We start from the raw sequence: 21521 nt of genomic DNA on the forward strand, positions 1-21521 counted from the left end.
TGCGGGCCCCCCGGGACCTTGCCCGGGGGGCCTAGCCGATCTCCACCCGGTTCTTGCCCTTCCGCTTGGCGCGGTAAAGGGCCTCGTCCGCCCGCTTGAGGAGGGAGAGGGGGGAGTCCGTGGGGGCGGCCTGGGCCACGCCGAAGCTGGCGGAAAGGCTGGGGACCGGGGGGACCTTTAGGGCCGCAACGCCTTGGCGGAGCCTTTCCGCTAGGGCCAGGGCCTGGGGGAGTTCGGTTTCCGGCAGGAGGACGGCGAACTCCTCGCCCCCAAGGCGCACCGCCCGGTCGCTTTGGCGGATGTGCCCTTCCAGGCACTCCGCCAAGGCCTTGAGCACCCGGTCCCCCGCCTCGTGGCCGAAGGTGTCGTTCACCGCCTTGAACCCGTCCAGGTCCAGGGTGATGAGGGCCAGGGGGCGGCCGTAGCGCTGCACCCGGAATAGCTCCCTTTCCAAAATAAGCTCCAGATAGCGGCGGTTGCGCAAGCCCGTGAGGAAGTCGGTATAGGCGTCCAGTTGGGCCTCGAGGTAGCCCTCCTTGATCCGGACCAGCATGTAGAGGAGGCCCACATACGCCAGGTTGGCCCCGAAGAACTGGGCCAGGGCGTTCACGTGTTCCGGTTGGAAGTGGCCGCGGAAAGCGCCCAGGAGGGAAAGGAGGAGGAGGGTGAGGAGGTAGAGGAGGGCCAGGCGCACCGCCTGCCGGGTCTGGAAGAAGAGGAAGCTGCTGAAGTAGACGAAGGGCACCCAGAAGGCGGCGGGGGAGAGGCCCATGGGGTTCGGGCGGAAGAGGAGCTGGTAGGCCAGGGTGGCGAGGAGGTACAGGGCGATGAGGGCGTGGGCGCTGGGCAGGGCCCAGGAGGCGGAGCGGGGCCGGAACCAAAGGGAGGCGGCAAGGAGGGCGAAGCCCAGGGCCAAAACGGGCAGGAAGACCCGGTCCACGGGGTCTAGCTCTGTCCTTTGGGAGGTGAAGAGGGCCACCAGGGCGAGGATGGCCCCCAAGGGCAAAAGCCCGAGGGCCATCCGCCTGCGGAGGGGGTTTAGGGGGTCCAGAAGCTCGAGGGTGGGCTGCAAGCTAATCCCAGTGTACCGCTCCCTGGATAGGCCCATGCCCCCATCCTGGCAGGACCCCCCTTAACGGGGCCTTAACGCCCTAGTCCTCCAGGTAGGTGTACCCCTGGAGCTCCCGCACGTACCGCTCCAGGAAAGCTCCCTTCTCCGCCGGGGAGAGGCGGCTTTGCCGCACCAGGCGTTCCACCCCCTGGAAGAGCTCCCGGGAGGAAAAGCCCATCTTCTCAATGACCTTTTCCGCTGTCTCCCCGGGGATAAAGCGCTCAATGGCAAAACCCTCCTCGTCCACCACCACGTGGGCCTCGCCCACCTGGCCGAAGAGGTTGTGGTTGCTCCCGAGGACGTCCTGGTAGGCCCCCACCAGGAAGACCCCCAGGTAGTAGGGCTCCCCGGGGCGGATGGGGTGGACGGGGAGGCTTTGCCGCACGTCGTGGAGGTCAATGAAGCGGTCTATCTTGCCGTCGGAGTCGCAGGAGATGTCCACCAAGGTGGCCTGGCGGGTGGGGGGCTCGTGGAGGCGGGAGAGGGGCACGATGGGGAAGAGCTGGTGGATGGCCCAGGCATCGGGGAGGCTTTGGAAGATGGAGAAGTTGCACACGAGCTTGTCGGCGAGGAGCTTTTCCAAGTCCTCAAACTCGTCGGGGGCGTAGGGAAGCTCCCGCACGATGCCGTATACCCGCCGGGCGATGTGGTAGAAGATCTCCTCCGCCAAGGCCCGGTCCCGCAGGGACACCAAGCCCAAATCGTAGAGGGTTTGCAGGGTTTCCTTGTCGGCGAAGGCGTCGTGGTAGACCTCGCGGAAGTTTTTGGCGCTTAAGCTTTGCAGGCTTTCCCAAAGCTCCTTGACCAAGGGGTGGGCCTCTTCGGGCGGGGGCTCGGGGCGCTTCTCCCCCGGAGGGGTGATGACGTCAATCACCTCCAGGACGAGGACCTGGTGGTAGGCGGTTACCGCCCGCCCCGACTCCGTGACCAGGGTGGGGTGGGGTTCGCCCTGGGCCTCCACCACCTCCTTGGTCACGTAGACCAGGTCCTCGGCGTACTCGGGGAGGGTGTAGTTGGCGGAGGCGTAGAAGTTGGTCTTGGAGCCGTCGTAGTCCACGGCCAGGCCCCCGCCCAGGTTTAGGTAAGCGAGGGGCGCCCCGAGCTTCCTGAGCTGCACGTAGGTCTGGGCCGCTTCCCGCACCGCCATCTTGATGCGGCGGATGTCCGTCACCTGGCTCCCGATGTGGGCGTGGACCATGACCAGGGTGTCCAGGAGGCCTTCCTCCTTCAGGATCTCCACCGCCCGGATGATCTCCGGGGTGGTGAGGCCGAACTTGGCGTTCTCCCCCCCGGAGGCCTCCCACTGGCCCGCCCCCTTGGCCTTGAGCTTGTAGCGGATGCCGATCTGGGGTTTCACCCCGAGCTCCTTGGAAAGCCGCACCACCCGGGGGAGCTCGGCGAACTTCTCCAGGGTGATGACCACGTTCCGCCCAAGCTTCCGCCCCATGAGGGCCAGGCGGATGAAGTCATCGTCCTTGAAGCCGTTGGTGGTGATGAGGGCTTCTGGGGAGAGGTCCTGGGCCAGGATGAGGGCGAGCTCCGCCTTGCTCCCCGCCTCGAGGCCGTAGTGGTAGGGCCTTCCCGCCTTGGCCACCGTTTCCAGCACCAGGCGGCGCTGGTTCACCTTTACCGGGTAAACCCCCCGGTACCCCCCGGTGTAGCCGTACTTCTCCATGGCCCGGCGGAAGGCCTCGTTGAGCTCGCGGACGCGGGCCTCGAGGATCTGGGGAAAGCGGAGCACCAAGGGCAAGGGCCTCCCCTCGTCCCTCAGGGCCTCCACGATCTCCAAAAGCGAGGCGGCGGGGCCCTCGGGGCCCAAGGGGGTTACCTCCAGCTCCCCGTCCCGGCCCACGCGGAAAAACCCCGCGCCCCAGTAGGGCACCAGGTAGATCTCCTCAGCTTCTTTGGGGGAAAAGCGCCTGGCCGTCTTCAATCCGGGTCAACCTCCGCCCTTGAGTGTAGGGCGGAAGGCCCGGGTTGTGAAGGGCTCACGTAGAGGTAACCCTCCCCTTCGGGCAAGGGGCCCTCCGGGTCCACCAGGTAGAGGAAAGTCCCCCCGGGCTCGTTCACCACCACCCGCCCCCGTTCCCGAAGGAGGGGACGTAAGGGTTCGGGCGCCTGGAAGGCGAGGGGCGTGGGCCCAAGCTCCCTTTCCACCTCCTCCAGGAGGTCCAGCCAGTCCCGAAACCTCTCGGGCGGCACCTCCTCCGGCACCCAAAGCCGCACCGCCCCCCTTTTGTCCCCGAAGAGGCGGAAGCGCCTGAGGAAGCGGCGCAAAACCCGCCTTTCCTCCCCCGAGGGGCGGAAGGCGAGGTGCTTGTGGCCAAAGACGCTAAAGCGGAAGCCCGGGGGGGCGAGGGCCCGCAGGCGGCCTATGGTCCTGGGGTCCCCCACCCGGTGCCACCAGGAAAGCTCCACCGTGGGGAAGGCCCGGCGGTAGGCCTTGAACCCCCCGGGATACCCCTTGTAGCCCTTGAGCCCTTTAAGGAGCACCTTCCTCCAGCCAGGCTTCCAGAAACCCCAGGCCCACCCGGGCCATGAGGGGGGTGATGGTGTGGCCCGTGCCCTCCTCCACGTACCGGGCCAGGCGGCCTTCCCCGTAGTGGGGCCTGAGCGCCTCCACCGTCTTTTCCATGCGGGCCAGGGGGACGATGAGGTCCTTGGTGCCGTGGAGGTGCAAAAGGGGGACGTTGCCGTAGGCCTCCCCCTGGAGGGCGGGAGGGGCTTGGTAGAGGGCCTCCACCCTGGGGTCCTGGATCGCCTGCCCCTGGGGGAGCTTCATGGGAAACCCCGAGCCGATGAAGGCCAGGGCCGCCCGGGGCCGGAAGCCTTCCGAAAGGAGGAGGTGGACCACGAAGGCCCCCAGGCTCCCCCCGGCGAGGAAAAGGGGAAGGCCATAGCGCCGCCTGGCCTCCTCCGCCACGGCCCAAGCCTCCTCCTTGTAGCCCAAGGCCACCTGGTAGACCTCCTCCACGTAGCGGGGGCTTTTGGCGGAAGGGGGGCTTCCCCTTTCCCCGTGCCTGGGGGCGTCAAAGGCCAGGAGCAAAAACCCCCGTTCGGCATAGCCGGGAAGGAGGGAGAGGATGTGCTCCTTGGAGCCCTGCAGGCCGTGGAGGGCGAGGAGGAGGGCCTGGGGGGTTTCGGGCACGTGGGCCAGGACGGGAAGCCCGGCCAGGGTGAGGGTTTCCTCCCGCATGGCTTAGGTGAAGAGGCTAGACACCGACTCCCCCCGGTGGATGCGCCAGATGGCCTCGGCGAAGAGGGGGGCCACGGTGAGGGTCTTGAGCTTGGGGCCTTCCTTGGGGGGGCAGGTGTCCGTGGCCGCCACCTCCTTCACCGGGCTCTTGGCGATGCGCTCCAGGGCGGGGCCCACGTAGACCCCGTGAGTGGCGGCGGCGTAGACCTCCTTGGCCCCCGCTTGGAGGAGGGCCTCCACCGCCTCCACCAGGCTCCCGGCGGTGGAGATCTCGTCGTCCACGATGAGGGCGGTCTTCCCCGCCACCTCCCCCACCAGCATCCGCACCCGCACCTCGGTGTCGGAAACCCGCTCCTTGTCAATGAAGGCCAAGGGCAGGCCCAGCCTGCGGGCGAGGGAGCTCGCCCGCTTGATGTCCCCGGCGTCCGGGGCCACCACCACGGCGTTTTCCAGGTCCACCCGGGTGGCGAAGTGGTTGGCGATGACGGGTTCGGCGGAGAGGTGGTCCACGGGTACCTTGAAGAAGCCGTGGACCTGGGGGGAGTGGAGGGTCATGGTGAGGACCCGGTCGGCCCCCGCCGTCTGCAGGAGGTCGGCGATGAGCCGGGCGGCGATGGAGATGCGGGGGGCGTCCTTCTTGTCGCTCCGGGCGTAGGAGAAGTAGGGGATGACGGCGGTGACCCGGGCGGCGCTGGCCCCCTTGGCGGCGTCAATCATCATGAGGAGCTCCATCAGGTGGTCCTGCACCGGCGGGGTGAGGGACTGGACGATGAAGACGTCGCCTTCCCGGAGGCTTTCCTCGTAACGCACGAAGAGGTTGTCGTTGGCGAAGCGGATGGTGGTGCTTTTGCCCAAGGGAAGGCCCAGGGCCTCGGCGATGGCCTGGGCTAAGGGGCGGTTGGACTGGCCGGAAAAGATCAGAAGGGGGCGGTCCATGCCGTCCCCCAAGATACCACGCCCCCTATAGCGGGGTAAGCGCCGCCTGCTTGGGCGTGGTCACCTCGGGCCCCGTGGGGTGCAGGTAGACGTTCACCTCCGTGCGCACGCCGAAGGTTTCCAGGTAAAGCCCGGGCTCCACGGTGAAGGCGAGCCCCGGCACCAGGGGGCGGAAATCGTGGGTTTCCAGGTCGTCCAGGTGGGGGCCAGACCCGTGCACCTCCTCCCCCAGGTTGTGCCCGGTGCGGTGGCGGATGTAGCCCCCGTACCCCCCTTCCAGGAGGACCTGGCGGGCCACCCGGTCCACCTCAAAGCCCTTGGGGTAGCGCCCCTTTTGGTACGCCTCCGCCACAAAGCGAAGGGCGGCCTCCCGGGCCGCCACCACCTTTTGGAAGGCCTGGTGGGCCGCCTCCGGTGCCCTAAACGCCGCCATCCAGGTGATGTCGGCGTAGACCCCGCCCGCCTCCTTGGCCCAGAGGTCCAAGAGGACCACGTCCCCCTCCCGAAGGGGCCTTTCCGTGGGGGCGTGGTGGGGATTGGCGGTGTTTTCCCCGAAGGCCACCATGGGGGGGTGGTCAAAGACGAGCCCCCTCTCCTCCAGGGCCCGGACCAGGACCCCTTGCACCGCCTTCTCCGTGGCCTCCGGGTGTTCCCGGAGGAAGCTTAGGGCGAGCTCCTTGGCGGCCACGAGCCCCGAGGCCGCCCGGCGGTGGCTTTGGAGCTTCTCCTCCCCCCAGGTCTGGAAAAGGAGGAGGAGGGGCCAGGAGGAGGCGGCCTCTAACCCCAAGCCCCGCAGCAGGTCCAAGGTGCCCCCGTCCACCCGGGAGAGGTAGGGGATGGCCCCGCCCGGGACGTACTCCAAGGCCACCCGCCGGGCTCCCTCCAGGGCCTGCCTGAGGCCCACGAGGAAGCCTTCCCAGGTGTGGTAGGTGCGCTGCCTGCCGGGCAACGGGGGGAGGAGGCTTGCCTCAATGGCGTGGCAGAGGAGGGTGGGCTCCCCCTCCCGAGGGACGAGGTAGGCCAGGCGGCGGGTGAGGTGGAGGCCGCTTAGGCCCAGGACCTCGAGGGCCACCGGGTTGCTTTGGCCGAAGGTGTAGAGGAGCCAGCCGTCTAGCCGCTCCTCCCTTAAGGCCTCCTGGATGCGGGCAAGCTCCATGCCCCTATCCTCCCGCCTCGAGGCGGGTTTTGGGAAGCGTGGTATGCTTGCCACCAAGTATGAAACGCTTCTTGCGGGTTTTGGCCTGGCTCCTGGTGGGCCTGGTGGCCTTTGGGTTTTTGGGGGGCGTGGGCGGCCTCGTCTACCTTCGGGCCTCTTTGCCCCGGGTGGAGGGGCGCATGGCCCTAAAGGGGCTTTCCGCCCCGGTGGAGGTGGTGCGGGACCGGCACGGGGTGGTGCGGATAAGGGCGGGAAGCCTAAAGGACCTCTTCTTCGCCCAAGGCTTCGTCCACGCCCAGGAGAGGCTTTGGCAGATGGAGTTCCAGAGGCGGGTGGGCCAGGGGCGCTTGAGCGAGGTCCTGGGGGAGGCCACCCTGGCCCAGGACCGGTTCCTGCGCACCTGGGGGTTTTACCAGGCGGCAAAGAGCGCCTACGAAAGGCTTTACCCCGAGGAGAAGGAGGCGGTGGACGCCTACGTGGCCGGGGTGAACGCCTTCCTGGCCTCGGGGGCCCCCTTGCCCCCCGAGTTCGCCCTCCTCGGCTTCCGCCCCGAGCCCTGGCGGGGTCCCGACGTCTTGGTCTGGGCCAAGATGATGAGCTTTGACCTCTCCGGGAACTGGGAGGAAGAGCTCCTCCGCCACCGCCTCCTCGCCCGGGGGGTGAGCCCGGAAAGGCTTTTAGAGCTCCTTCCCCCTTACCCCGAGGACGCCCCCACCGTGCTAAGTGCCGAGGACCTGCGGCTTCCCCTAAAGCGGGAGGAGGCCCCAAGCGCCCTCCTCCGCATGGCCCCGCCCCGCTTCCTCGAGGCCAGCAACAACTGGGTGGTTTCGGGAAGCCGTACCGCCACGGGGAAGCCCTTCCTGGCGGACGACCCCCACCTAGGCCTCCAGGCCCCTTCCCTCTGGTTCCTCATGGCCCTCGAGGCCCCCGGCTACCGGGCTATAGGCGCCTCCTTGCCCGGGGTTCCCGGCATCGTCATCGGCCGCAACGAGCGCATCGCCTGGGGGGTGACCAACGTGGGGGCGGACGTGCAGGACCTCTACCTCCTGGAGGAGACGGGGGGCGGCTACCGCTATAGGGGCCAGGTCCTCCCCTACCGGGTGCGGGAGGAGGTGGTCCGCATCAAGGGGGGGAGGGAGGAAAGGCTTAAGGTGCGGGAAACGGTCTACGGCCCCGTGATCACCGACGCCCTAAAGGACCCCCCCAAGACCCCCATGGCCCTCCGTTGGGTGAGCCTGGACCCGGAGGACCACATCCTCATGGCTTTCTTGGGCATTAACCGGGCTAAGAACTGGGACGAGTTTAGGAAGGCCCTGGCCCACTACTCCGCCCCTAGCCAGAACTTCGTCTACGCCGATACTGAAGGCAACATCGGCTACATCGCCCCCGGGAAGTTCCCCATCCGCAAGGAGGGGCACACGGGCATGGTCCCCGTGCCGGGAAATGGGGAGTGGGACTGGCAGGGCTACCGGAAGCCCGAGGCTTGGCCCATGGCGCTCAACCCCAAGGAGGGCCTCTTCGTCACCGCCAACCACAAGGTGACCCCCAAGGGCTTCCCCTACGCCCTCACCTACGACTGGGCCGAGCCCTACCGGGCGGAGCGCATCCTGGAACTCCTTAAGGCCAAAGAAAAGCTCACCCTGGAGGACATGAAGGCCATCCAGCAGGACCAGAAGAGCCTCCTCTTCCGGGACTTCCGCCCGGCCCTGGAGGCCCTAAACCCCCTTTCCGAGCGGGCCCGCGCCTGGCGGGACAGGCTCCTCGCCTGGGACGGCACCATGGCGCCCGCCTCGGAGGAGGCCCTGGTCTTCGCCCTCTGGTACACGGAACTCACCCGGCTTCCCGAGCGGGAGGTGGGGGAGGCGTACTGGGACGAGCCCCGCTACCTCCTAAAGGCCCTGAAGGAGGGGGACAAGAACTGCGACCAGCCGGAAACCGAGTACCCGGAAACCTGCCTGGACTACGCCGCCTTGGCCCTGGAAAGGGCCTTGGACCGCAAGGAGGCGCTTAAGGCCAAGACCTGGGGCGAGGTCCACCGGGCCACCTTCCGCCACCTCGTCCTCACCCACACCCCCTTGCGGCGCCTTTCCGACCGCCAGGTGGCCTTCGGGGGGGACCGGTACACGGTGAGCGTGGGCCCCTTTGACCCCCAGGCCCTCACCATGGACAAGGGGCCAAGCTACCGCCAGATCGTGGACCTCTCCAACCCCGAGGGCTCCCTCTTCGTCCACCCCATGGGCCAGTCGGGCCACCCCCTCTCCCCCCACTACGCCGACCTTCTCCCCCTTTGGGCGAAGGGGGAGTACCTCCCCATGGCCTTTGCCGGCGAGGGGAAGACCCTCCTCCTGGAGCCCGGCCGCTAGCCCTTTTCCTCCCCGTTTTCCAGGCTCTGGAAGTGGGCCAGGGTTTCCCGCACCTTCTCGTGCACCCAGTAGGCCTTGCGGCCGAAGAGGAGCTCTAAGGCCTCGTCCACCCCCTCCACGGCGTAGAGGTGGAACATTCCCTTCTCCACCGCCGCCACCACCTCCTCCCGCAGGGTGAGGTGGGGGAGGTTGGCCTTGGGGAGGACGACCCCTTGGGTACCCGTGAGCCCCAGGGCCTGGCAGACGCGGAAGAAGCCCTCCACCTTCTCCGCCACCCGCCCCACCGCCAAGACCCGGCCCGTCTGGTCTATGGCCCCGGTCACCGCCAGGTCCTGCCTCAGGGGAAGGCCCGAAAGGGCGGAGAGCACCGCCAAAAGCTCGGCAAGCCCCGCCGAGTCCCCCTCAATCCCGCCATAGCTCTGCTCAAAGACCAGGCTCACCGTGGCGGAAAGGGCCCCGATCTGGGCGTAGGTCCCCCGGAGGTAGCCCGCCAGGGTGAGGACCGCCTTGTGGAAGACCTGGCCGCCCAAGCCCACCTCCCGGTCAATGGAGAGGATGCCTTCCCGCCCGGGGCCGGCCTGGGCGGTGATGCGCACGGGGCGCCCCGTGGGCCAGGGGCCCTCCACCACCACGAGGCCGTTCACCTCCCCCACCCGCTCCCCCTTCACCTCCAGGGCCACCACGCCTTCCTTGAGGTCCTGCAGGTAGAGCTCCTCCTCGAGGCCAAACCGCTCCTCCCGGTCCCGAAGCGCCCTTCGCACCGCCTCCCGGTCCAGGGGCTTGCGGTGGGCCTCCGCCTCCTTGGCCAGGTCCAGGAGGCGGAAGAGGCGGGCGTCCAGCCGTTCCCGGTGCCCCGCCATGCGCCGGGCCTCGTCCGCTAAGGCAGCGAGCCCCTCGGGGGTGAGGGCGATCCCTTCCGCTTCCAAAAACCCCCCCAGGTAGGCCACGTTCTCCTCCGTGTAGGGGATTTCCGGGGCGAACTCCACCCGGAAAGGGAATAGCTCCAAAAACTCCTCGTCCTCCTCCAGGAAGGCCATGACCTCCGGGGGGCCCACCAGGAAGACCTGGGCCTTGAGAGGGGCGGGCTTGAGCCTCGGGCCCCTCACCTCGGGCCGGGGGGCGAGGGGCTCCACCTCCCCCGTGGCCAGGGCCCGCTTGAGGAGGGGGTAGCTCCCAAGCTCCAGGACCCGGTGCGCCTCGAGGACCAAGACCCCCCCCGTGGCCCGATGGAGCGCCCCGGGGCGCAAAAGCCCCAGGTGGGTGGTGAGGGCGCCTTCCCGCACCTCGTACTCCAGGTGGCCGAAGAGCCTTTCCGGGGTGGGGTTGGGCTCGTGGACCACCCGCCTCCCCCCGGCCAACAGGAGGCGGGGGAGGAGTTTTTCCGCCTCTAGATCCTCCTCTAGCGCCGCGGCGCGCAGGAGATTTTCTAGAAGCCAATCCAAATAGCGCCCCGCTTGGAGGAAGCGGGCCTTGAGTTCCTGCGCCTTGGGCAGGAGGAACCGCTCGGCGAAGCCCCGCCTGAGGGCGGCCACCTGGGCTTGGGCCTTTTGCCGCAGGTCCACGTAGGCCAGGACGGTCTCCTCCAGCTTGGCGGAAAGCTCAGGGGGCAGGGGGCCTTGGCCGGAAAGGGTAAAGCCGCCCTCCTCCGCCTCGAGGGTGAAGCCCTGTTCCTTGGCCTCCTCCGCCAGGGCTTTTAGGAGGGCTTCCGCCTCCTTCTCGTAGCGGGCTTCCACCAGGCTTTTGGCGTAGAGGAAGCCCTTCTCCCGGAAGAGGGCGGGGGTGAACTCGGCGAGGAGGGCTTCCACGCCCTCCACCAGGGCCCGGCCCTCCCCCTCGGGCAGGAGCAGGGGAAAGGCCTCCTCCCCCAAGGGGAGGTAGACGAGCTCTTCCTTGGGGAAGGGCCTGCCTTCCAGGTAGGCGAGGAGGCGCTTGCGCTTGCCCAGGCCGCTCGGCCCCACCAGGTAGCCGTGCCCCCCTTGGCGGAAGGCGCTTTCCAGGGCCTTTAGGGCCCGCTCCTGGCCGAAGAAGGGAGGAGCGGGCTTGGGCCTCGTGGGCGGGGTGAACCAGGCGAGGTGGAGAACCCGCATCGGCCCCCACTATACCCGGGACCCGGGTCCCTTTGGCCTAGGGTAAACTACGCCCAAAGGGGGACGGCATGGTCAAGGTGGAGGTTCTGGGGATGATTCTGGCGGGGGGGCAGGGGAGCCGCCTCTACCCCCTCACCGCCAAGCGGGCCAAGCCCGCCGTGCCCTTCGGGGCCAAGTACCGCATCATTGACTTCGTTCTCAACAACTTCGTGAACTCCGGCATCTACGCCATCTACGTCCTCACCCAGTACAAGGCTCAGTCCCTCACGGAGCACATCCAGCGCTACTGGCGCTTTGGCGCCTTTCTGGAGGACCACTTCATCCTCCTCGTCCCCGCCCAGATGTACCGGTACGAGGAGCTTGGGCCCGTGTGGTACCGGGGCACGGCGGACGCCATCTACCAGAACCTGCACCTGGTGCAAAACCATGCCCCCGAGGCGGTGGCCATCTTCGGCGGGGACCACATCTTCAAGATGAACGTCCGCCACATGGTGGAGTACCACTACGAGAAGCGGGCGGACATCACCATCGCCGCCTACCCCGTGCCCGTGGAGGAGGCGAGCCGCTTCGGCGTCCTCCAGGTGGACGAGGAGTGGCGCATCACCGAGTTCCAGGAAAAGCCCAAGACCCCCAAACCCCTGCCCGCCAAGCCCCACCTGGCCCTGGCCTCCATGGGCAACTACATCTTCCGCACCGAGGCCCTCTTTGAGCTTTTGGAGGCGGACGCCCGGGACGAGGCCAGCTCCCACGACTTCGGCAAGGACGTTATCCCCCGCGCCCTCAAGGAGGGGTACCGGGTCTACGCCTACGATTTCCACCGCAACCCCATCCCCGGCCAGGAGGGGCCCAACCTCTACTGGCGGGACGTGGGGACCTTGGACGCCTACTTTGAGGCCAGCATGGACCTGGTCAAGGTCATCCCCGAGTTTGACCTCTTCAACCCCGAGTGGCCCCTCAGGACGGCGAACCTCTTCAGCCCCCCGGCCAAGTTCGTCCACGAGACGGGGGAGCGGGTGGGCCGGGCCCTGAATAGCCTCCTCGCCGGCGGGGTCATCGTGAGCGGGGGGACGGTGCGGGAGTCCGTCCTCTTCCGCCGGGTGCGGGTGAACTCCTATAGCCTGGTGGAGCGCTCCGTCCTCTTTGACGACGTGGAGGTGGGGCGCTATTGCCGCATCAAAAACGCCATCATTGACAAGAACGTGAAGATCCCGCCCCACACGGAGATCGGCTACGACCTCGAGGCCGACCGGGCCCGCGGCTTCACCGTGACCCCGGAAGGGGTGGTGGTGGTGCCCAAGGGGTACCGCTTCTAGCCATGGAGAAGCATCCCGGCAAGCTCTTCTACCGCCTCTCCCGCCTCTACCCGGGGGACGAGCTTCCCCTAAAGCGCAAGCCCAAGGCCAAGGTCTACGCCAACCCCCTGGAAACCCAGGCCCTGCCCTCCTTGCGGCCCGAGGGGGGGCCGCCCCTCTTCCGCGTCCTGGCCCACCTCAAGCCCGCCTTGCCCGAGGTGGGGGCCGCCATTACCCTAAAGGACCTCTCCCAGCTCCTCCTCCCCTTGGCGGAGCGGGAGGGGCTTCGGGGCTTCCCCTCCGCCGGCGAGGCCTACCCCTTGGAGGCCTACCTGGTGGCCCTCAGGGTGGAAGGGGTCTTCCCCGGGGTCTACCACTACTTTCCCAAGGAGCACCAGCTTTTCCAGCTTTCCTCCAAGGCGGAGGCGGGGGCCTGGGCCGAGGCCCTTTTTGGGCTTTCCCCGGAGCGGGCGGCGGCCCTTTTGGTCCTGACCTTGGTTCCGGAAAGGAGCGAGGCCCTCTTTGGCCTCCGGGGCTACCGGTACGCCCTTTTGGAGGCCGGCTACGCCGCAGGCCTGGTCCTCCTCGCCGCCGTGGGCCTGGGGCTTGCTGCATATCCGGCGGAAACCTTTTACGATGAGGCTGTGGCCCGGCTTCTGGGTTTGCCCGAGGGGGAGTACCCGGGGGTGGTTATTCTGCTTGGGCGGTAAGGGAAAGGCGTATTTGGGAAGGGATTATGGCGCACATTCTCTTGGTGGAGGACGACCCCCAGGTGGGGGAGTTGGTGAAGCGGTTTTTGGAAAGGGAAGGGCTGGCGGTGGATTGGGCCCGCACGGGCAAGGAGGCTTTGGCGAAGGCCTTTGAAGGGGGCAAGCCGGACCTGGTGGTCCTGGACCGGGGCCTGCCGGACATGGAGGGCCTCGAGGTCCTCAAGGCCCTCAGGGACCTGGACCCCCTCCTTCCCGTCCTCCTCCTCACGGGCCGCGCCGATGAGGATAGCCGGGTGGAGGGGCTCTTGGAAGGGGCGGACGACTATCTGGGCAAGCCCTTTTCCCTCAAAGAACTCCTCGCCCGCATCAAGGCCCTCCTGCGCCGGGCAGGGAAGGAGGGGAGGCGGCGCTTTGGGCCTTTGGAGCTAGACCTGGAGGCCCGCAAGGCCTACCTGGAAGGGGAGCCCCTCAAGCTTTCCCCCACGGAGCTCAGCCTCCTTTTCGCCTTAGCCCAGGTGCCCGGACGGGTGTACACCCGGGAAGAGCTCTTGGAACGGGTCTGGGGTGGGGACTTTGAGGGCTCGGAGCGGGTGGTGGACGCCTACGTGCGCCTCCTCCGCAAGAAGCTCAAGGACGACCCCCACGCCCCCCGCTTCATTGAAACCGTGGTGGGGGTGGGGTACCGCTTCCTGGGGGAGTAGTGGAGCGGGTCTTCGTCTACGGCACCCTCAAGCGGGGGGAGAGGAACCACGCCCTGGTGGCGGGAAGGGTGCAAAGGGTCGTCCCCGGGTACGCCGAGGGCTTTGCCCTTTACCACCTCCCCCCAGGCAGGGACAGGCCCTACGCCTACCCCGCCATGGTCCCGGGAGGGGGGCGGGTGTACGGGGAGGTGCTCTTCCTTCCCGAGGAGGCCCTACCCCTCCTGGATGCCCTCGAGGAGGAAGGGGAGGAGTACCGGAGGGAGCGCATCCTGGTCCAGACGGAGGAGGGCCCCATGGAGGCCTGGGCTTACCTCTACCTTTTGGACCTGGAGGGGGCCCTTCCCCTCCCTAAGGGGGTGTGGCCCCCATGAGGGTCCTCTTCGTGGCCCCCGAGGCGTACCCCTTGGTGAAGGTGGGGGGGCTCGCCGACGTGGTGGGGGCGTTGCCCAAGGCCCTAAAGCCCCTCGGGGTGGAGGCTACCCTCCTCCTTCCCTGGCACCGGGGCCTCGCCGCCCGAGGGGTGGGGGAGGTGCGCTTCCCCTTCGCCGGGAAGGAGGCCCGGGCGCCCTTGGGGGAGGGGTGGGAAGGGGGGGTGCGCTTCCTCCTCCTGGGGGTGGAGGGCTTTGACCGGGAGCGGGTCTACGGCTACCCCGACGACCCCGAGCGCTACCTGCGCTTCGCCCGGGCGGCGGCGGAGGTGGCCCGGGGCTTTGACCTGGTCCACGCCCACGACTGGACGGCGGCCCTCCTCGCCCTCTACGCCCCCACGGTCTACACCATCCACAACCTGGCCCACCAGGGCCTAGTGGACCCGGGCCTTTTCTTCTTCCTCACGGGGCTTCCCTGGAGCCTATTCCACATGGAGGCCCTGGAGTACCACGGGAAGGTGAACCTGATGAAGGGGGGGATCGTCTTCGCCCGGGCCGTGACCACGGTGAGCCCCTCCTACGCCCAGGAGATCCAGACCCCGGAGTTCGGCATGGGCCTGGACGGGGTCCTGCGCAAGCATGCGGACAAGCTTTGGGGCATCCTGAACGGCCTGGACCTGGAGGTCTACGACCCGGCCCGTGACCCCCACCTTCCCACCCCCTACTCCCGGGAAGACCCCTCCGGCAAGGCCCTCGCCCGGGAGGCCTTCCGCCAAAGAAGCGGCCTAAAGCCCCCCATTCTCGCCTACATCGGCCGCCTGGACCCCCAGAAGGGCCTAGACCTGGTCCTGGAGGCCCTGCCCCGCTTTTGGGAGCTCGGTTTCAGCCTCTACGTCCAGGGGGTGGGGGAGGAAGCCCTGGCGCAGGCCTTTCAGGAAGCGGAGGCGCAAAACCCAGGGCGGGTGCGCTTCGTCCCCGCTTACGATGAGGCCCTGGCCCGCCTGGCCTACGCCGGGGCGGAGGCGGTCTTGGTGCCGAGCCGCTTTGAGCCCTGCGGCCTGGTGCAGATGATCGCCCAGCGCTACGGCACCCCCCCGGTGGCCCGGGCGGTGGGGGGGCTAAAGGACACCGTGGAGGACGGAAAGACCGGGGTTCTCTTCCAGAGCTATCACCCGGAAGGCCTTCTCTACGGGGTCTTGCGCCTCTTCCGCCTCGGGGCCGAGCCCCTGGGGCTTAGGGGCATGGGGAAGGACTTTTCCTGGGAGAAGCCGGCGAGGGCCTACCTCGAGGTCTACCGCCGCGCCTTGGGCTAGGATGGGGGGCGTGGTGGCGGAGCTTAAGGCTAAAGCCTTGGCGGGGGATAGCGAGGCGGAAGCCCTCTTGCGCTTCCTCGCCCTCCTGAGGGCCAAGGACTACGCCGCCGCCCGGGCCTACGCCGAGGGCTTCCCCGAGGGGCTAAGGGAAAGGCTCCTTGCGGGGCTTGCCCTTTTGGAAGAGGCCCCCGAGCGCCTGGAAGACCCCCTTTTCCTAGCGGAGCGGGAGGTGCTTTTGGGCGTGCGGGCGGTGGGGGAGGGGAGGCGGGAGGAGGCGGAGGGCCATTTCCAAAAGGCCCTGGCCTTGGACCCCGAGCACCACCGGGCCCTCACCAACCTGGGAACGCTCTACCTGGAGCGGGGCGAGCTAGAGGCGGCCTTGGACCTCTACCAAAAGGCTTTAAGGCTTGCCCCGGAAGACCCTCTCCTGCACGAGAACCTAGCCGCCCTTTACAAGCGGAAAGGGGACCTGGACAAGATGGTGGCCCACATGAAGCGGGCCACCCGGCTCAAGATGGCCCCCCCGCCCGCCCTGGACCCCCTAACCGGCAAGCGGGTGCGAAGGAAGCGGGTGCCCCTTTGGGTGTGGGTGTTCCTCCTTGCCCTCCTCGCCTACCTTCTCCTCCATAAGCCTTAGGGCCTGGTCCAGGGCCTGGAGGGAGCGCCCTTCGGCGAGGATGCGCCGCCAAAGCCTTCCTCCGGGCATTCCCCGGAAGAGGCTTAGCAGGTGCCGGAGCACGGCCCAAGGCGGCGTGCCCCTATAGAGCTCCTCCTCCAGGTAGGCCCGCATCCGCCATGCCACCCCTAGGCGGCTTGGCCTGCGGTTTAGGCCGTACACCTTCCGGTCCGCCTCCTCCAGGACGAAGGGGTCCTCGTAGACCGCCCGGCCGAGCATGGCCCCGTCCACCTTGTCCAGGTGGGCCAGGGCCTCCTCCAGGGTGCGCAGGCCCCCGTTGAGGACGAAAAGGAGGTGGGGGAAGTCCCCTTTTAGGCGGTGGACCCATTCGTGGCGCAAGGGGGGGATGGCCCGGTTGGCCCGGGTGGAGAGGGAGAGGAGGGCGCTTCGGGCGTGGACGATGAAGGCCTTGGCCCCCGCCTCCGCCAGGCCCTCCACCAGGCGGGCGAGTTCCGGGTAGGTTTCCTGGCCCTCGAGGCCAAGCCGCAGCTTCACCGTGACCGGTATCCGCACCGCCTCGGCCATGGCCTGGACCATGGCCGCCACCCGCACGGGGTCCCGGAGGAGGCAGGCCCCATAACCGGCTTGCTGGGCCTTCTCCGAGGGGCAGCCCAGGTTGAGGTTGATCTCGTCGTAGCCGAAGGCTTCCCCTACCTGCGCCGCCTGGGCCAGGCGCTCGGGGTCCTTGCCCGCAAGCTGCAGGGCGATGGGGTGTTCCTCGGGGCGGTAGGCGAGGAGGCGCTCGGGGTTGCCCTTTAGGACCCCTTGGTCCACGGTCATCTCGGTGTAGAGCCTCACCCCAAGGCTCACCTGGCGCACCAAAAAGCGGAAGTGGCGGTCCGTGCGGTCCACCATGGGGGCCACGGAGAGCCTCAGGTCAAGCACCCAAGACCTCCTCCGGGGGGATGGGCCTGGGCTCGCGGAAGCTGATGTGCTCCCACTCCCCTTCCTCCACCACCAAAAGCCCCGGGTTGGCCGCCCTTAGGCGGGCCACCACCTCCTGCACCAGATCCTCGGGGGTGCTGGCGGCGGAGGTGAGGCCGAGGCTTCTCACCCCGGAAAGCCACTCGGGGCGGAGCTCCTCAGGGCGTTCCAGGCGGTACGCCCGGCCCGTGAGCTCCTGGGCCAGTTCCAAAAGCCGCATCCCGTTGGAGGAATGGGGGCTAGTGAGGACCAGGAAGGCCTCCACCCTGGGGGCGATGCGCTTCACCGCCTCCTGGCGGTTCTGCGTGGCGTAGCAGAGGTCTTTGCGGGCGGGGACCACCAGCTTGGGGAAGCGGCGCTTCAGGATTTCTATGGTGGCCAGGGTGTCGTCCACGCTCAGGGTGGTCTGGGTGAGGACCACCACCCTTTCGGGGTCGGGCACCGTCACCGTGCGGGGATCGGCCAGGCGGGGGTCCTTGCCCACGTGGGTGTGCACCGCCACCAGGATGGTCCGCTCCGGGGCCTCCCCGTAGGTGCCCTTGATCTCCTGGTGGTCGGCGGAGTCCCCCACGAGGAGGATCCAGTACCCCTCCTTGGCGTAGCGCCGGGCCTCCGTGTGCACCTTGGTGACCAGGGGGCAGGTGGCGTCCAGGATGTGGAAGCCCATCTCGGCGGCCTTCTTGCGCACGGCAGGGGGGTGGCCGTGGGCGGAAAAGACCAGGGTGCCCGCAAGCCGCCTTTCCCGCCTCAGGCGCTCCAGTTCCGCTAGGTCCTCCACGAAGTGGACCCCCTTGGCCCTGAGGCGCTCCACCACCACCCGGTTGTGGACGATCTCGTGGTAGACCACCAGCTCCCCTTGGTCCCGCAAGGCCTCCGCCCAGCGCTCCACCGCCTCAATGGCCATCACCACCCCGGCGCAGAAGCCTCGAGGCCGCGCCAGGTAGAGGCGCTCAAGCCCCCCGTCCATGCCCTCCATTCTAGGCGCTCGGGCCTTCCGCCTTTAGGAGCTGGGCTGCCATCTCCTTGGCGAAAGGGGTTTGCGCGCGGGCAAGGGCCTTCTTGGCGGTTTCCTTGCCCTTGCCCCCTGGGCGGAAGGCCTCCTGGGCCAGGGCCAAAAGGGCCAGGGCGCTTGCGGGGAAGGGCAGGCCCGCCTGTTCCAGGAGGCCCAGGCCTTCCCCATAGCGGTGGAGGGCGGTCCGGGCGTCCCCTTGGAGGAGGGCCTGGCTCCCTTCTTGAAAGGCCCGGGCCGCCCGCAAGAGGCCTTCCCCCTCCACCAAGGGCTCGCCCGCTTCCGCCGAGGCGAAGGCGGCTTCCAGAAGCCTTTCCAGGGCCAAGGCCCTTTCGCCCTCGGGAAGGAGGGGGTAGCGCTCCCGGAAGAGGGGGGCGAACCAGGAGAGGCGCAAGGGGCGGGCCAGGCGGAAGGTTTCCCCCTGGACCACGAGCTCCTCCCCCAGGGCCCGAAGGAGGGGCGCCAGGGCGGGGAAACGGGCCCGTACCCTTTCCCGGCTCGCCTCGCCGTGGAGGGCGAGGAAGAAGCGGAAGTCCTCTACTCCTTCCACGCCTCCACTTCCTTGTACTGCACCAGGGCGGCGAAGAGGGGAGAGGGGCCCTCGGCCACGGAGAACTTCACGTCCACCAGGACCACGTTTTCCGGCAACTCCTCCACGAAGCGGTTGAGCCGTTCTTGGAAAATGTCCTGGTCGTTTCCCGTGATAACCTTAAAGCGCACCCCCTGCATGGCCCCATTATGCCCTGCGCTCCACCAGGGCGCCCAGGATGTCCTCCAGGTACCTGCGGGCTTCCGGCACGGGGAGGGTTTCCAGATGGGGCAGGAGGGCGGCGTAGCCTTCTTGGGCTAGCCTCTTGGCCTCTTCCCTGGCAAAGGCCACGGCTCCTGAGGCGCTTAGCCTTTCCCAAAGCCAGCGCACCTCCCCTTCGGGCTTTTCCTCCCGGGGGAGGCGCAGGAGGGCCTCGGCCCTTTCCCTTTCCTCCGGGCTTGCCCCTTGGAGGAAGCGGAGGAGGATCAGGGTGCGCTTGCCCTCGTAGAGGTCCCCGGCGAGCTCCTTGCCGTAGGCTTCATTCCCTTCCAGGTTGAGGACGTCGTCCACGATCTGGAAGGCCACGCCCAGCTTCAAGCCGCCTTCCTCGTAAGCTTTGGGCGGGTCCTGGCCCACAAGGAGCGCCCCCAGGCGCAAGGGGGCCACGGCGGTGTAGTAGGCGGCCTTGTGGGCCACCATCCCCAGGTAGTCCTCCGGGGCGAGGTCCAGGCGGCCCTCGAGGGTCCAGGAGAGGTCCAGGTGCTGCCCGTAGGCGGTGCGGCGCACCACCTGGTGGAACTCCCGGAGGACCCTTCCGTCCCAAAGCCCCTTTTCCACCCCCTCCAGCAACAGCCCCCACATCTCGGCGTGGAGGGCGTCCCCGGCGTTCAGGGCGAGGGGCATGGGGTAGAGGCGGTGCAGGGCGGGGCGGCCCCGGCGCTCTTCGGAGCCGTCCTCAATGTCATCGTGGATCAGGACCCAGTTTTGGAAAAGCTCTAATGCGGTGGCCAAAAGGAGGGCCGCTTCGTGCCCCGCCCCGTGGGCGAGGCTGCTGTAGTAGACGAGGAGGCCGCGAAGCATCTTTCCGCCCCGCCTGGGGTAGTCCTGGAGGAGGGCCTCGTAGGCGGGGTCTTGGTGGCGCAGGTGGGCGAGGAGGCGCTCCTTTAGGGCCTTTCGCACCTCATGGGGCGCGGGCGTCATGCTATACACTTTAGGCCATGCGCGGGTTAGCCGCAGGCCTCCTCGCCCTCAACCTCGTCACCCTCATCTGGGGCACCACCTTCGTGGTGGTGAAGGGGGCGGTGGGGGAGATGGCCCCAAGCCTCCTCGTGCTCCTTCGCTTCCTGGTGGCGAGCGCCTTTTTCCTCCCCTTTGCCCTGCGCCTCCCCAAGGGCATCTGGGGCCCGGGACTTGAACTCGCCTTCTGGCTCCTTTTGGGTTACGCCTCCCAGGCGGTGGGCCTCGTTTGGACCACGGCGAGCCGGAGCGCCTTCATCACCGCCTTGAACGTGGTCCTCGTGCCCCTCCTCCTAAGCCTTGCGGGGCGCCGGGTGCGGGGGGTTTGGCTTGCCGCCCTTCTCGCCTTTTTGGGGGTGGGCCTCCTCTCCTACGACCCCAGGCAGCCCCCCCTCAACGTGGGGGACCTCTGGACCCTTCTCACCGCCCTGACCTATGCGCTTTACATCGTGCGCCTCGAGGTCCACGCCAAGGCCTACCCCTCCTTGCCCCTCACCGCCATCCAGGTCCTGGGCACCGCCCTTTTGGCCCTCCCGTGGGCCCTCCGAGAAGGGGTGCACCTGGAGGGGGTACCCTGGGGGGCGGTGCTCTACCTAGGGGTGGTGGCCACCGCCCTCACCACCTGGTTGCAAACCTGGGGGCAACGCCGCGTCCCGGCGCCCCAGGCGGCCATCCTTTACACCTTAGAGCCCGTCTGGGCCACCCTTTTCGCCTTTTTGCTCCTGGGGGAGCGCTTGGGGCCTTCGGGCCTCCTGGGAGCCTTTTTGGTCATCCTCGCCACCTTCTTGGCTATCCGCCGATCCCCAGCATGACCCGCTTGCGCAACGTGGGCAGGGTGTTCCCGAAGGCGGGCTTGCGGTTGGTGGCGATGAGGATGGCGTCTATGAGGGCCTCCACCGGGTTTTCTGCGGCGAAGGCCCAGGAGATGTCCATCTCCAGGTCGGTGAGGAGGCAGGGCCGGAGCTTCTTGTCCGAGGTGAGGCGAAGCCTGGAGCAGTGGGAGCAGAAGGGCTCGGTCACGGGGTTGATGAAGCCTAGGGTGCCCTGGGCCCCCGGGATTTTGAAGACCCGGGCGGGGGAGGAGGGGTCGTGGGGCACGGGTTCCAAGGGTCCGTAGACCGCCTCTATGCGGGAGCGGGTTTCTTGGCCGCTCACGAAGCGGCGGCGGTACTCCTCGGGGTCGGAGTTGTCCAGGTGCATGTACTCAATGAAGCGCACGTGCAAAGGGCGCTCCAGGGAGAGGGCGGCGAGGGGCACCACTTCCTCCTCGTTCATCCCGCGGATGACCACGGCGTTCAGCTTTACCGGGTGGAGCCCCAGTTCCAGGGCGGTTTCTATGGCCTCCAAGACGCGCTCCACCTTGCCCCCCCGGGTGATGCGGGTGAAGACCTCGGGGGTGATGGCGTCCAGGGAGATGTTCACCCGGTTGAGCCCCGCCGCCACCAGTTCCTTGGCCCGTTTGGGGAAGAGGAGGCCGTTGGTGGTGATGGCCACGTCCTCAATCCCCTCCTTGGCCCGGGCTCGGGCGATCATCTCGGGAAGCTCCTTGCGCACCAAAGGCTCCCCGCCGGTGAAGCGCACGGCGGAAAGCCCGAGGAGGGAGGCCGCCTCCAGGAAGCGGTCCACCTCCTCCACGGTGAGGATGCCGGGGGGTTCTTGGACCTCGAGGCCCAAAGGGTGGCAGTAGAGGCAGTGCAGGTTGCACCGGGGGGTGACGGAGATGCGCAAGTCCTTGAGAAGGCGGCCGTAGTTATCCAGTAGCTTCATCCTGCCCCCTTTGGGGGACTATACTACCCCAACCCCAAGCCCACAAGGTGCCTAAAAAGACAAACCCCCAGGTATGTAAACCTGGGGGTTATGGTTGGAGCGGGAGACGGGACTTGAACCCGCGACCCCGACCTTGGCAAGGTCGTG

Annotated in this window: 21 protein-coding genes; 8 read left to right on the forward strand and 13 right to left on the reverse strand. The window is 68.0% G+C overall.

What is annotated here, in order from left to right; all coding sequences use genetic code 11:
• Positions 1 to 31 precede the first annotated feature (31 nt).
• Genes L0C60_RS10490 through L0C60_RS10515 form a run of 6 tightly spaced genes read right to left on the reverse strand, consistent with a single transcriptional unit; the run spans position 32 to position 6399 of the window.
• Positions 32 to 1108, reverse strand: coding sequence for a GGDEF domain-containing protein (locus tag L0C60_RS10490; RefSeq protein ID WP_243092735.1), 1077 nt, complete (start codon positions 1106 to 1108; stop codon positions 32 to 34).
• A gap of 43 nt (positions 1109 to 1151) precedes the next feature.
• The gene (gene speA / locus L0C60_RS10495; RefSeq protein ID WP_243092736.1) at positions 1152 to 3044 is read right to left on the reverse strand and encodes a biosynthetic arginine decarboxylase; all 1893 of its coding nucleotides are present in this window, start codon (positions 3042 to 3044) and stop codon (positions 1152 to 1154) included.
• On the reverse strand, positions 3041 to 3604 hold the full coding sequence (locus L0C60_RS10500) for a DUF72 domain-containing protein (RefSeq protein ID WP_234507027.1): 564 nt from the start codon (positions 3602 to 3604) through the stop codon (positions 3041 to 3043). The genes speA and L0C60_RS10500 overlap by 4 nt, the downstream gene beginning before the upstream one ends.
• On the reverse strand, positions 3594 to 4307 hold the full coding sequence (locus L0C60_RS10505) for an alpha/beta hydrolase (RefSeq protein WP_234507029.1): 714 nt from the start codon (positions 4305 to 4307) through the stop codon (positions 3594 to 3596). Before L0C60_RS10505 ends, L0C60_RS10500 begins: the two co-directional genes overlap by 11 nt.
• Positions 4308 to 4310: 3 nt before the next feature.
• Entirely contained in the window at positions 4311 to 5243 is a 933-nt protein-coding gene (locus tag L0C60_RS10510) for a ribose-phosphate diphosphokinase (protein ID WP_234507031.1), read from the reverse strand.
• A gap of 25 nt (positions 5244 to 5268) precedes the next feature.
• The gene (locus L0C60_RS10515; protein ID WP_234507033.1) at positions 5269 to 6399 is read right to left on the reverse strand and encodes a M24 family metallopeptidase; all 1131 of its coding nucleotides are present in this window, start codon (positions 6397 to 6399) and stop codon (positions 5269 to 5271) included.
• Positions 6400 to 6458: 59 nt separating this feature from the next.
• Here L0C60_RS10515 and L0C60_RS10520 point away from each other — a divergent pair, with 59 nt between their 5' ends.
• The gene (locus tag L0C60_RS10520) at positions 6459 to 8762 is read left to right on the forward strand and encodes a penicillin acylase family protein (protein ID WP_234507035.1); all 2304 of its coding nucleotides are present in this window, start codon (positions 6459 to 6461) and stop codon (positions 8760 to 8762) included.
• On the opposite strand, the gene L0C60_RS10525 is transcribed toward L0C60_RS10520, so the two are convergent.
• Positions 8759 to 10849 carry an AAA family ATPase gene (locus L0C60_RS10525; RefSeq protein ID WP_243092737.1) on the reverse strand — a complete coding sequence of 697 codons (2091 nt, stop codon included), beginning with the start codon at positions 10847 to 10849 and terminating at the stop codon, positions 8759 to 8761. The genes L0C60_RS10520 and L0C60_RS10525 overlap by 4 nt on opposite strands.
• A 68-nt stretch (positions 10850 to 10917) precedes the next feature.
• Here L0C60_RS10525 and glgC point away from each other — a divergent pair, with 68 nt between their 5' ends.
• Genes glgC through L0C60_RS10555 form a run of 6 tightly spaced genes read left to right on the forward strand, consistent with a single transcriptional unit; the run spans position 10918 to position 15870 of the window.
• Positions 10918 to 12162: a glucose-1-phosphate adenylyltransferase gene (glgC, locus tag L0C60_RS10530; RefSeq protein ID WP_243092738.1), complete on the forward strand. Its 1245-nt coding sequence runs from the start codon at positions 10918 to 10920 to the stop codon at positions 12160 to 12162.
• A 2-nt stretch (positions 12163 to 12164) separates the two neighbouring features.
• A complete protein-coding gene (locus tag L0C60_RS10535; RefSeq protein ID WP_243092739.1) occupies positions 12165 to 12851 on the forward strand; it encodes a SagB/ThcOx family dehydrogenase in 687 nt (228 codons plus the stop codon).
• 26 nt (positions 12852 to 12877) lie between these two features.
• Positions 12878 to 13552, forward strand: a complete 675-nt coding sequence (locus L0C60_RS10540; protein WP_234507042.1) for a response regulator transcription factor — start codon at positions 12878 to 12880, stop codon at positions 13550 to 13552.
• The gene (locus L0C60_RS10545) at positions 13552 to 13923 is read left to right on the forward strand and encodes a gamma-glutamylcyclotransferase family protein (protein ID WP_234507043.1); all 372 of its coding nucleotides are present in this window, start codon (positions 13552 to 13554) and stop codon (positions 13921 to 13923) included. The genes L0C60_RS10540 and L0C60_RS10545 overlap by 1 nt, the downstream gene beginning before the upstream one ends.
• Positions 13920 to 15233, forward strand: a complete 1314-nt coding sequence (locus L0C60_RS10550) for a glycogen synthase (RefSeq protein ID WP_234507045.1) — start codon at positions 13920 to 13922, stop codon at positions 15231 to 15233. The genes L0C60_RS10545 and L0C60_RS10550 overlap by 4 nt, the downstream gene beginning before the upstream one ends.
• 1 nt (position 15234) lies before the next feature.
• Entirely contained in the window at positions 15235 to 15870 is a 636-nt protein-coding gene (locus L0C60_RS10555; RefSeq protein ID WP_267962718.1) for a tetratricopeptide repeat protein, read from the forward strand.
• On the opposite strand, the gene dusA is transcribed toward L0C60_RS10555, so the two are convergent.
• The 5 genes from dusA to L0C60_RS10580 are packed head-to-tail and all read right to left on the reverse strand — an operon-like array spanning position 15775 to position 19571.
• Entirely contained in the window at positions 15775 to 16794 is a 1020-nt protein-coding gene (gene dusA, locus L0C60_RS10560; RefSeq protein ID WP_234507049.1) for a tRNA dihydrouridine(20/20a) synthase DusA, read from the reverse strand. The genes L0C60_RS10555 and dusA overlap by 96 nt on opposite strands.
• Positions 16787 to 17809 (reverse strand): 4-hydroxy-3-methylbut-2-enyl diphosphate reductase, encoded by a 1023-nt coding sequence (gene ispH / locus L0C60_RS10565; protein WP_234507050.1) that lies wholly within the window; start codon positions 17807 to 17809, stop codon positions 16787 to 16789. Before ispH ends, dusA begins: the two co-directional genes overlap by 8 nt.
• A 1-nt stretch (position 17810) precedes the next feature.
• Positions 17811 to 18392 (reverse strand): hypothetical protein, encoded by a 582-nt coding sequence (locus tag L0C60_RS10570; protein ID WP_234507053.1) that lies wholly within the window; start codon positions 18390 to 18392, stop codon positions 17811 to 17813.
• Positions 18380 to 18571: a hypothetical protein gene (locus tag L0C60_RS10575; protein WP_071676913.1), complete on the reverse strand. Its 192-nt coding sequence runs from the start codon at positions 18569 to 18571 to the stop codon at positions 18380 to 18382. The genes L0C60_RS10570 and L0C60_RS10575 overlap by 13 nt, the downstream gene beginning before the upstream one ends.
• A 7-nt stretch (positions 18572 to 18578) precedes the next feature.
• Positions 18579 to 19571 (reverse strand): polyprenyl synthetase family protein, encoded by a 993-nt coding sequence (locus L0C60_RS10580; RefSeq protein WP_234507054.1) that lies wholly within the window; start codon positions 19569 to 19571, stop codon positions 18579 to 18581.
• A 17-nt stretch (positions 19572 to 19588) separates the two neighbouring features.
• On the opposite strand from L0C60_RS10580, the gene L0C60_RS10585 reads away from it, so the two are divergent.
• Complete coding sequence (locus tag L0C60_RS10585) at positions 19589 to 20419, forward strand: DMT family transporter (RefSeq protein ID WP_234507056.1); 831 nt, start codon at positions 19589 to 19591, stop codon at positions 20417 to 20419.
• Here L0C60_RS10585 and moaA read toward each other — a convergent pair.
• On the reverse strand, positions 20397 to 21374 hold the full coding sequence (moaA, locus tag L0C60_RS10590; protein WP_234507058.1) for a GTP 3',8-cyclase MoaA: 978 nt from the start codon (positions 21372 to 21374) through the stop codon (positions 20397 to 20399). The two genes, L0C60_RS10585 and moaA, sit on opposite strands and share 23 nt — an antisense overlap.
• Positions 21375 to 21521 lie beyond the last annotated feature (147 nt).

The sequence above is a fragment of the Thermus hydrothermalis genome, from assembly GCF_022760925.1.
In the GTDB taxonomy this organism is placed as follows: Bacteria; Deinococcota; Deinococci; order Deinococcales; family Thermaceae; genus Thermus; species Thermus hydrothermalis.

Coding starts and splice junctions, on each gene's coding strand:
- L0C60_RS10490 (WP_243092735.1), bottom strand. CDS start 1,108: ATGGGCCTATCCAGGGAGCGGTACACTGGGATTAGCTTGCAGCCCACC.
- L0C60_RS10505 (WP_234507029.1), bottom strand. CDS start 4,307: ATGCGGGAGGAAACCCTCACCCTGGCCGGGCTTCCCGTCCTGGCCCAC.
- L0C60_RS10510 (WP_234507031.1), bottom strand. CDS start 5,243: ATGGACCGCCCCCTTCTGATCTTTTCCGGCCAGTCCAACCGCCCCTTA.
- L0C60_RS10515 (WP_234507033.1), bottom strand. CDS start 6,399: ATGGAGCTTGCCCGCATCCAGGAGGCCTTAAGGGAGGAGCGGCTAGAC.
- L0C60_RS10520 (WP_234507035.1), top strand. CDS start 6,459: ATGAAACGCTTCTTGCGGGTTTTGGCCTGGCTCCTGGTGGGCCTGGTG.
- L0C60_RS10525 (WP_243092737.1), bottom strand. CDS start 10,849: ATGCGGGTTCTCCACCTCGCCTGGTTCACCCCGCCCACGAGGCCCAAG.
- glgC (WP_243092738.1), top strand. CDS start 10,918: ATGGTCAAGGTGGAGGTTCTGGGGATGATTCTGGCGGGGGGGCAGGGG.
- L0C60_RS10535 (WP_243092739.1), top strand. CDS start 12,165: ATGGAGAAGCATCCCGGCAAGCTCTTCTACCGCCTCTCCCGCCTCTAC.
- L0C60_RS10540 (WP_234507042.1), top strand. CDS start 12,878: ATGGCGCACATTCTCTTGGTGGAGGACGACCCCCAGGTGGGGGAGTTG.
- L0C60_RS10550 (WP_234507045.1), top strand. CDS start 13,920: ATGAGGGTCCTCTTCGTGGCCCCCGAGGCGTACCCCTTGGTGAAGGTG.
- L0C60_RS10555 (WP_267962718.1), top strand. CDS start 15,235: ATGGGGGGCGTGGTGGCGGAGCTTAAGGCTAAAGCCTTGGCGGGGGAT.
- ispH (WP_234507050.1), bottom strand. CDS start 17,809: ATGGAGGGCATGGACGGGGGGCTTGAGCGCCTCTACCTGGCGCGGCCT.
- L0C60_RS10575 (WP_071676913.1), bottom strand. CDS start 18,571: ATGCAGGGGGTGCGCTTTAAGGTTATCACGGGAAACGACCAGGACATT.
- L0C60_RS10580 (WP_234507054.1), bottom strand. CDS start 19,571: ATGACGCCCGCGCCCCATGAGGTGCGAAAGGCCCTAAAGGAGCGCCTC.
- L0C60_RS10585 (WP_234507056.1), top strand. CDS start 19,589: ATGCGCGGGTTAGCCGCAGGCCTCCTCGCCCTCAACCTCGTCACCCTC.
- moaA (WP_234507058.1), bottom strand. CDS start 21,374: ATGAAGCTACTGGATAACTACGGCCGCCTTCTCAAGGACTTGCGCATC.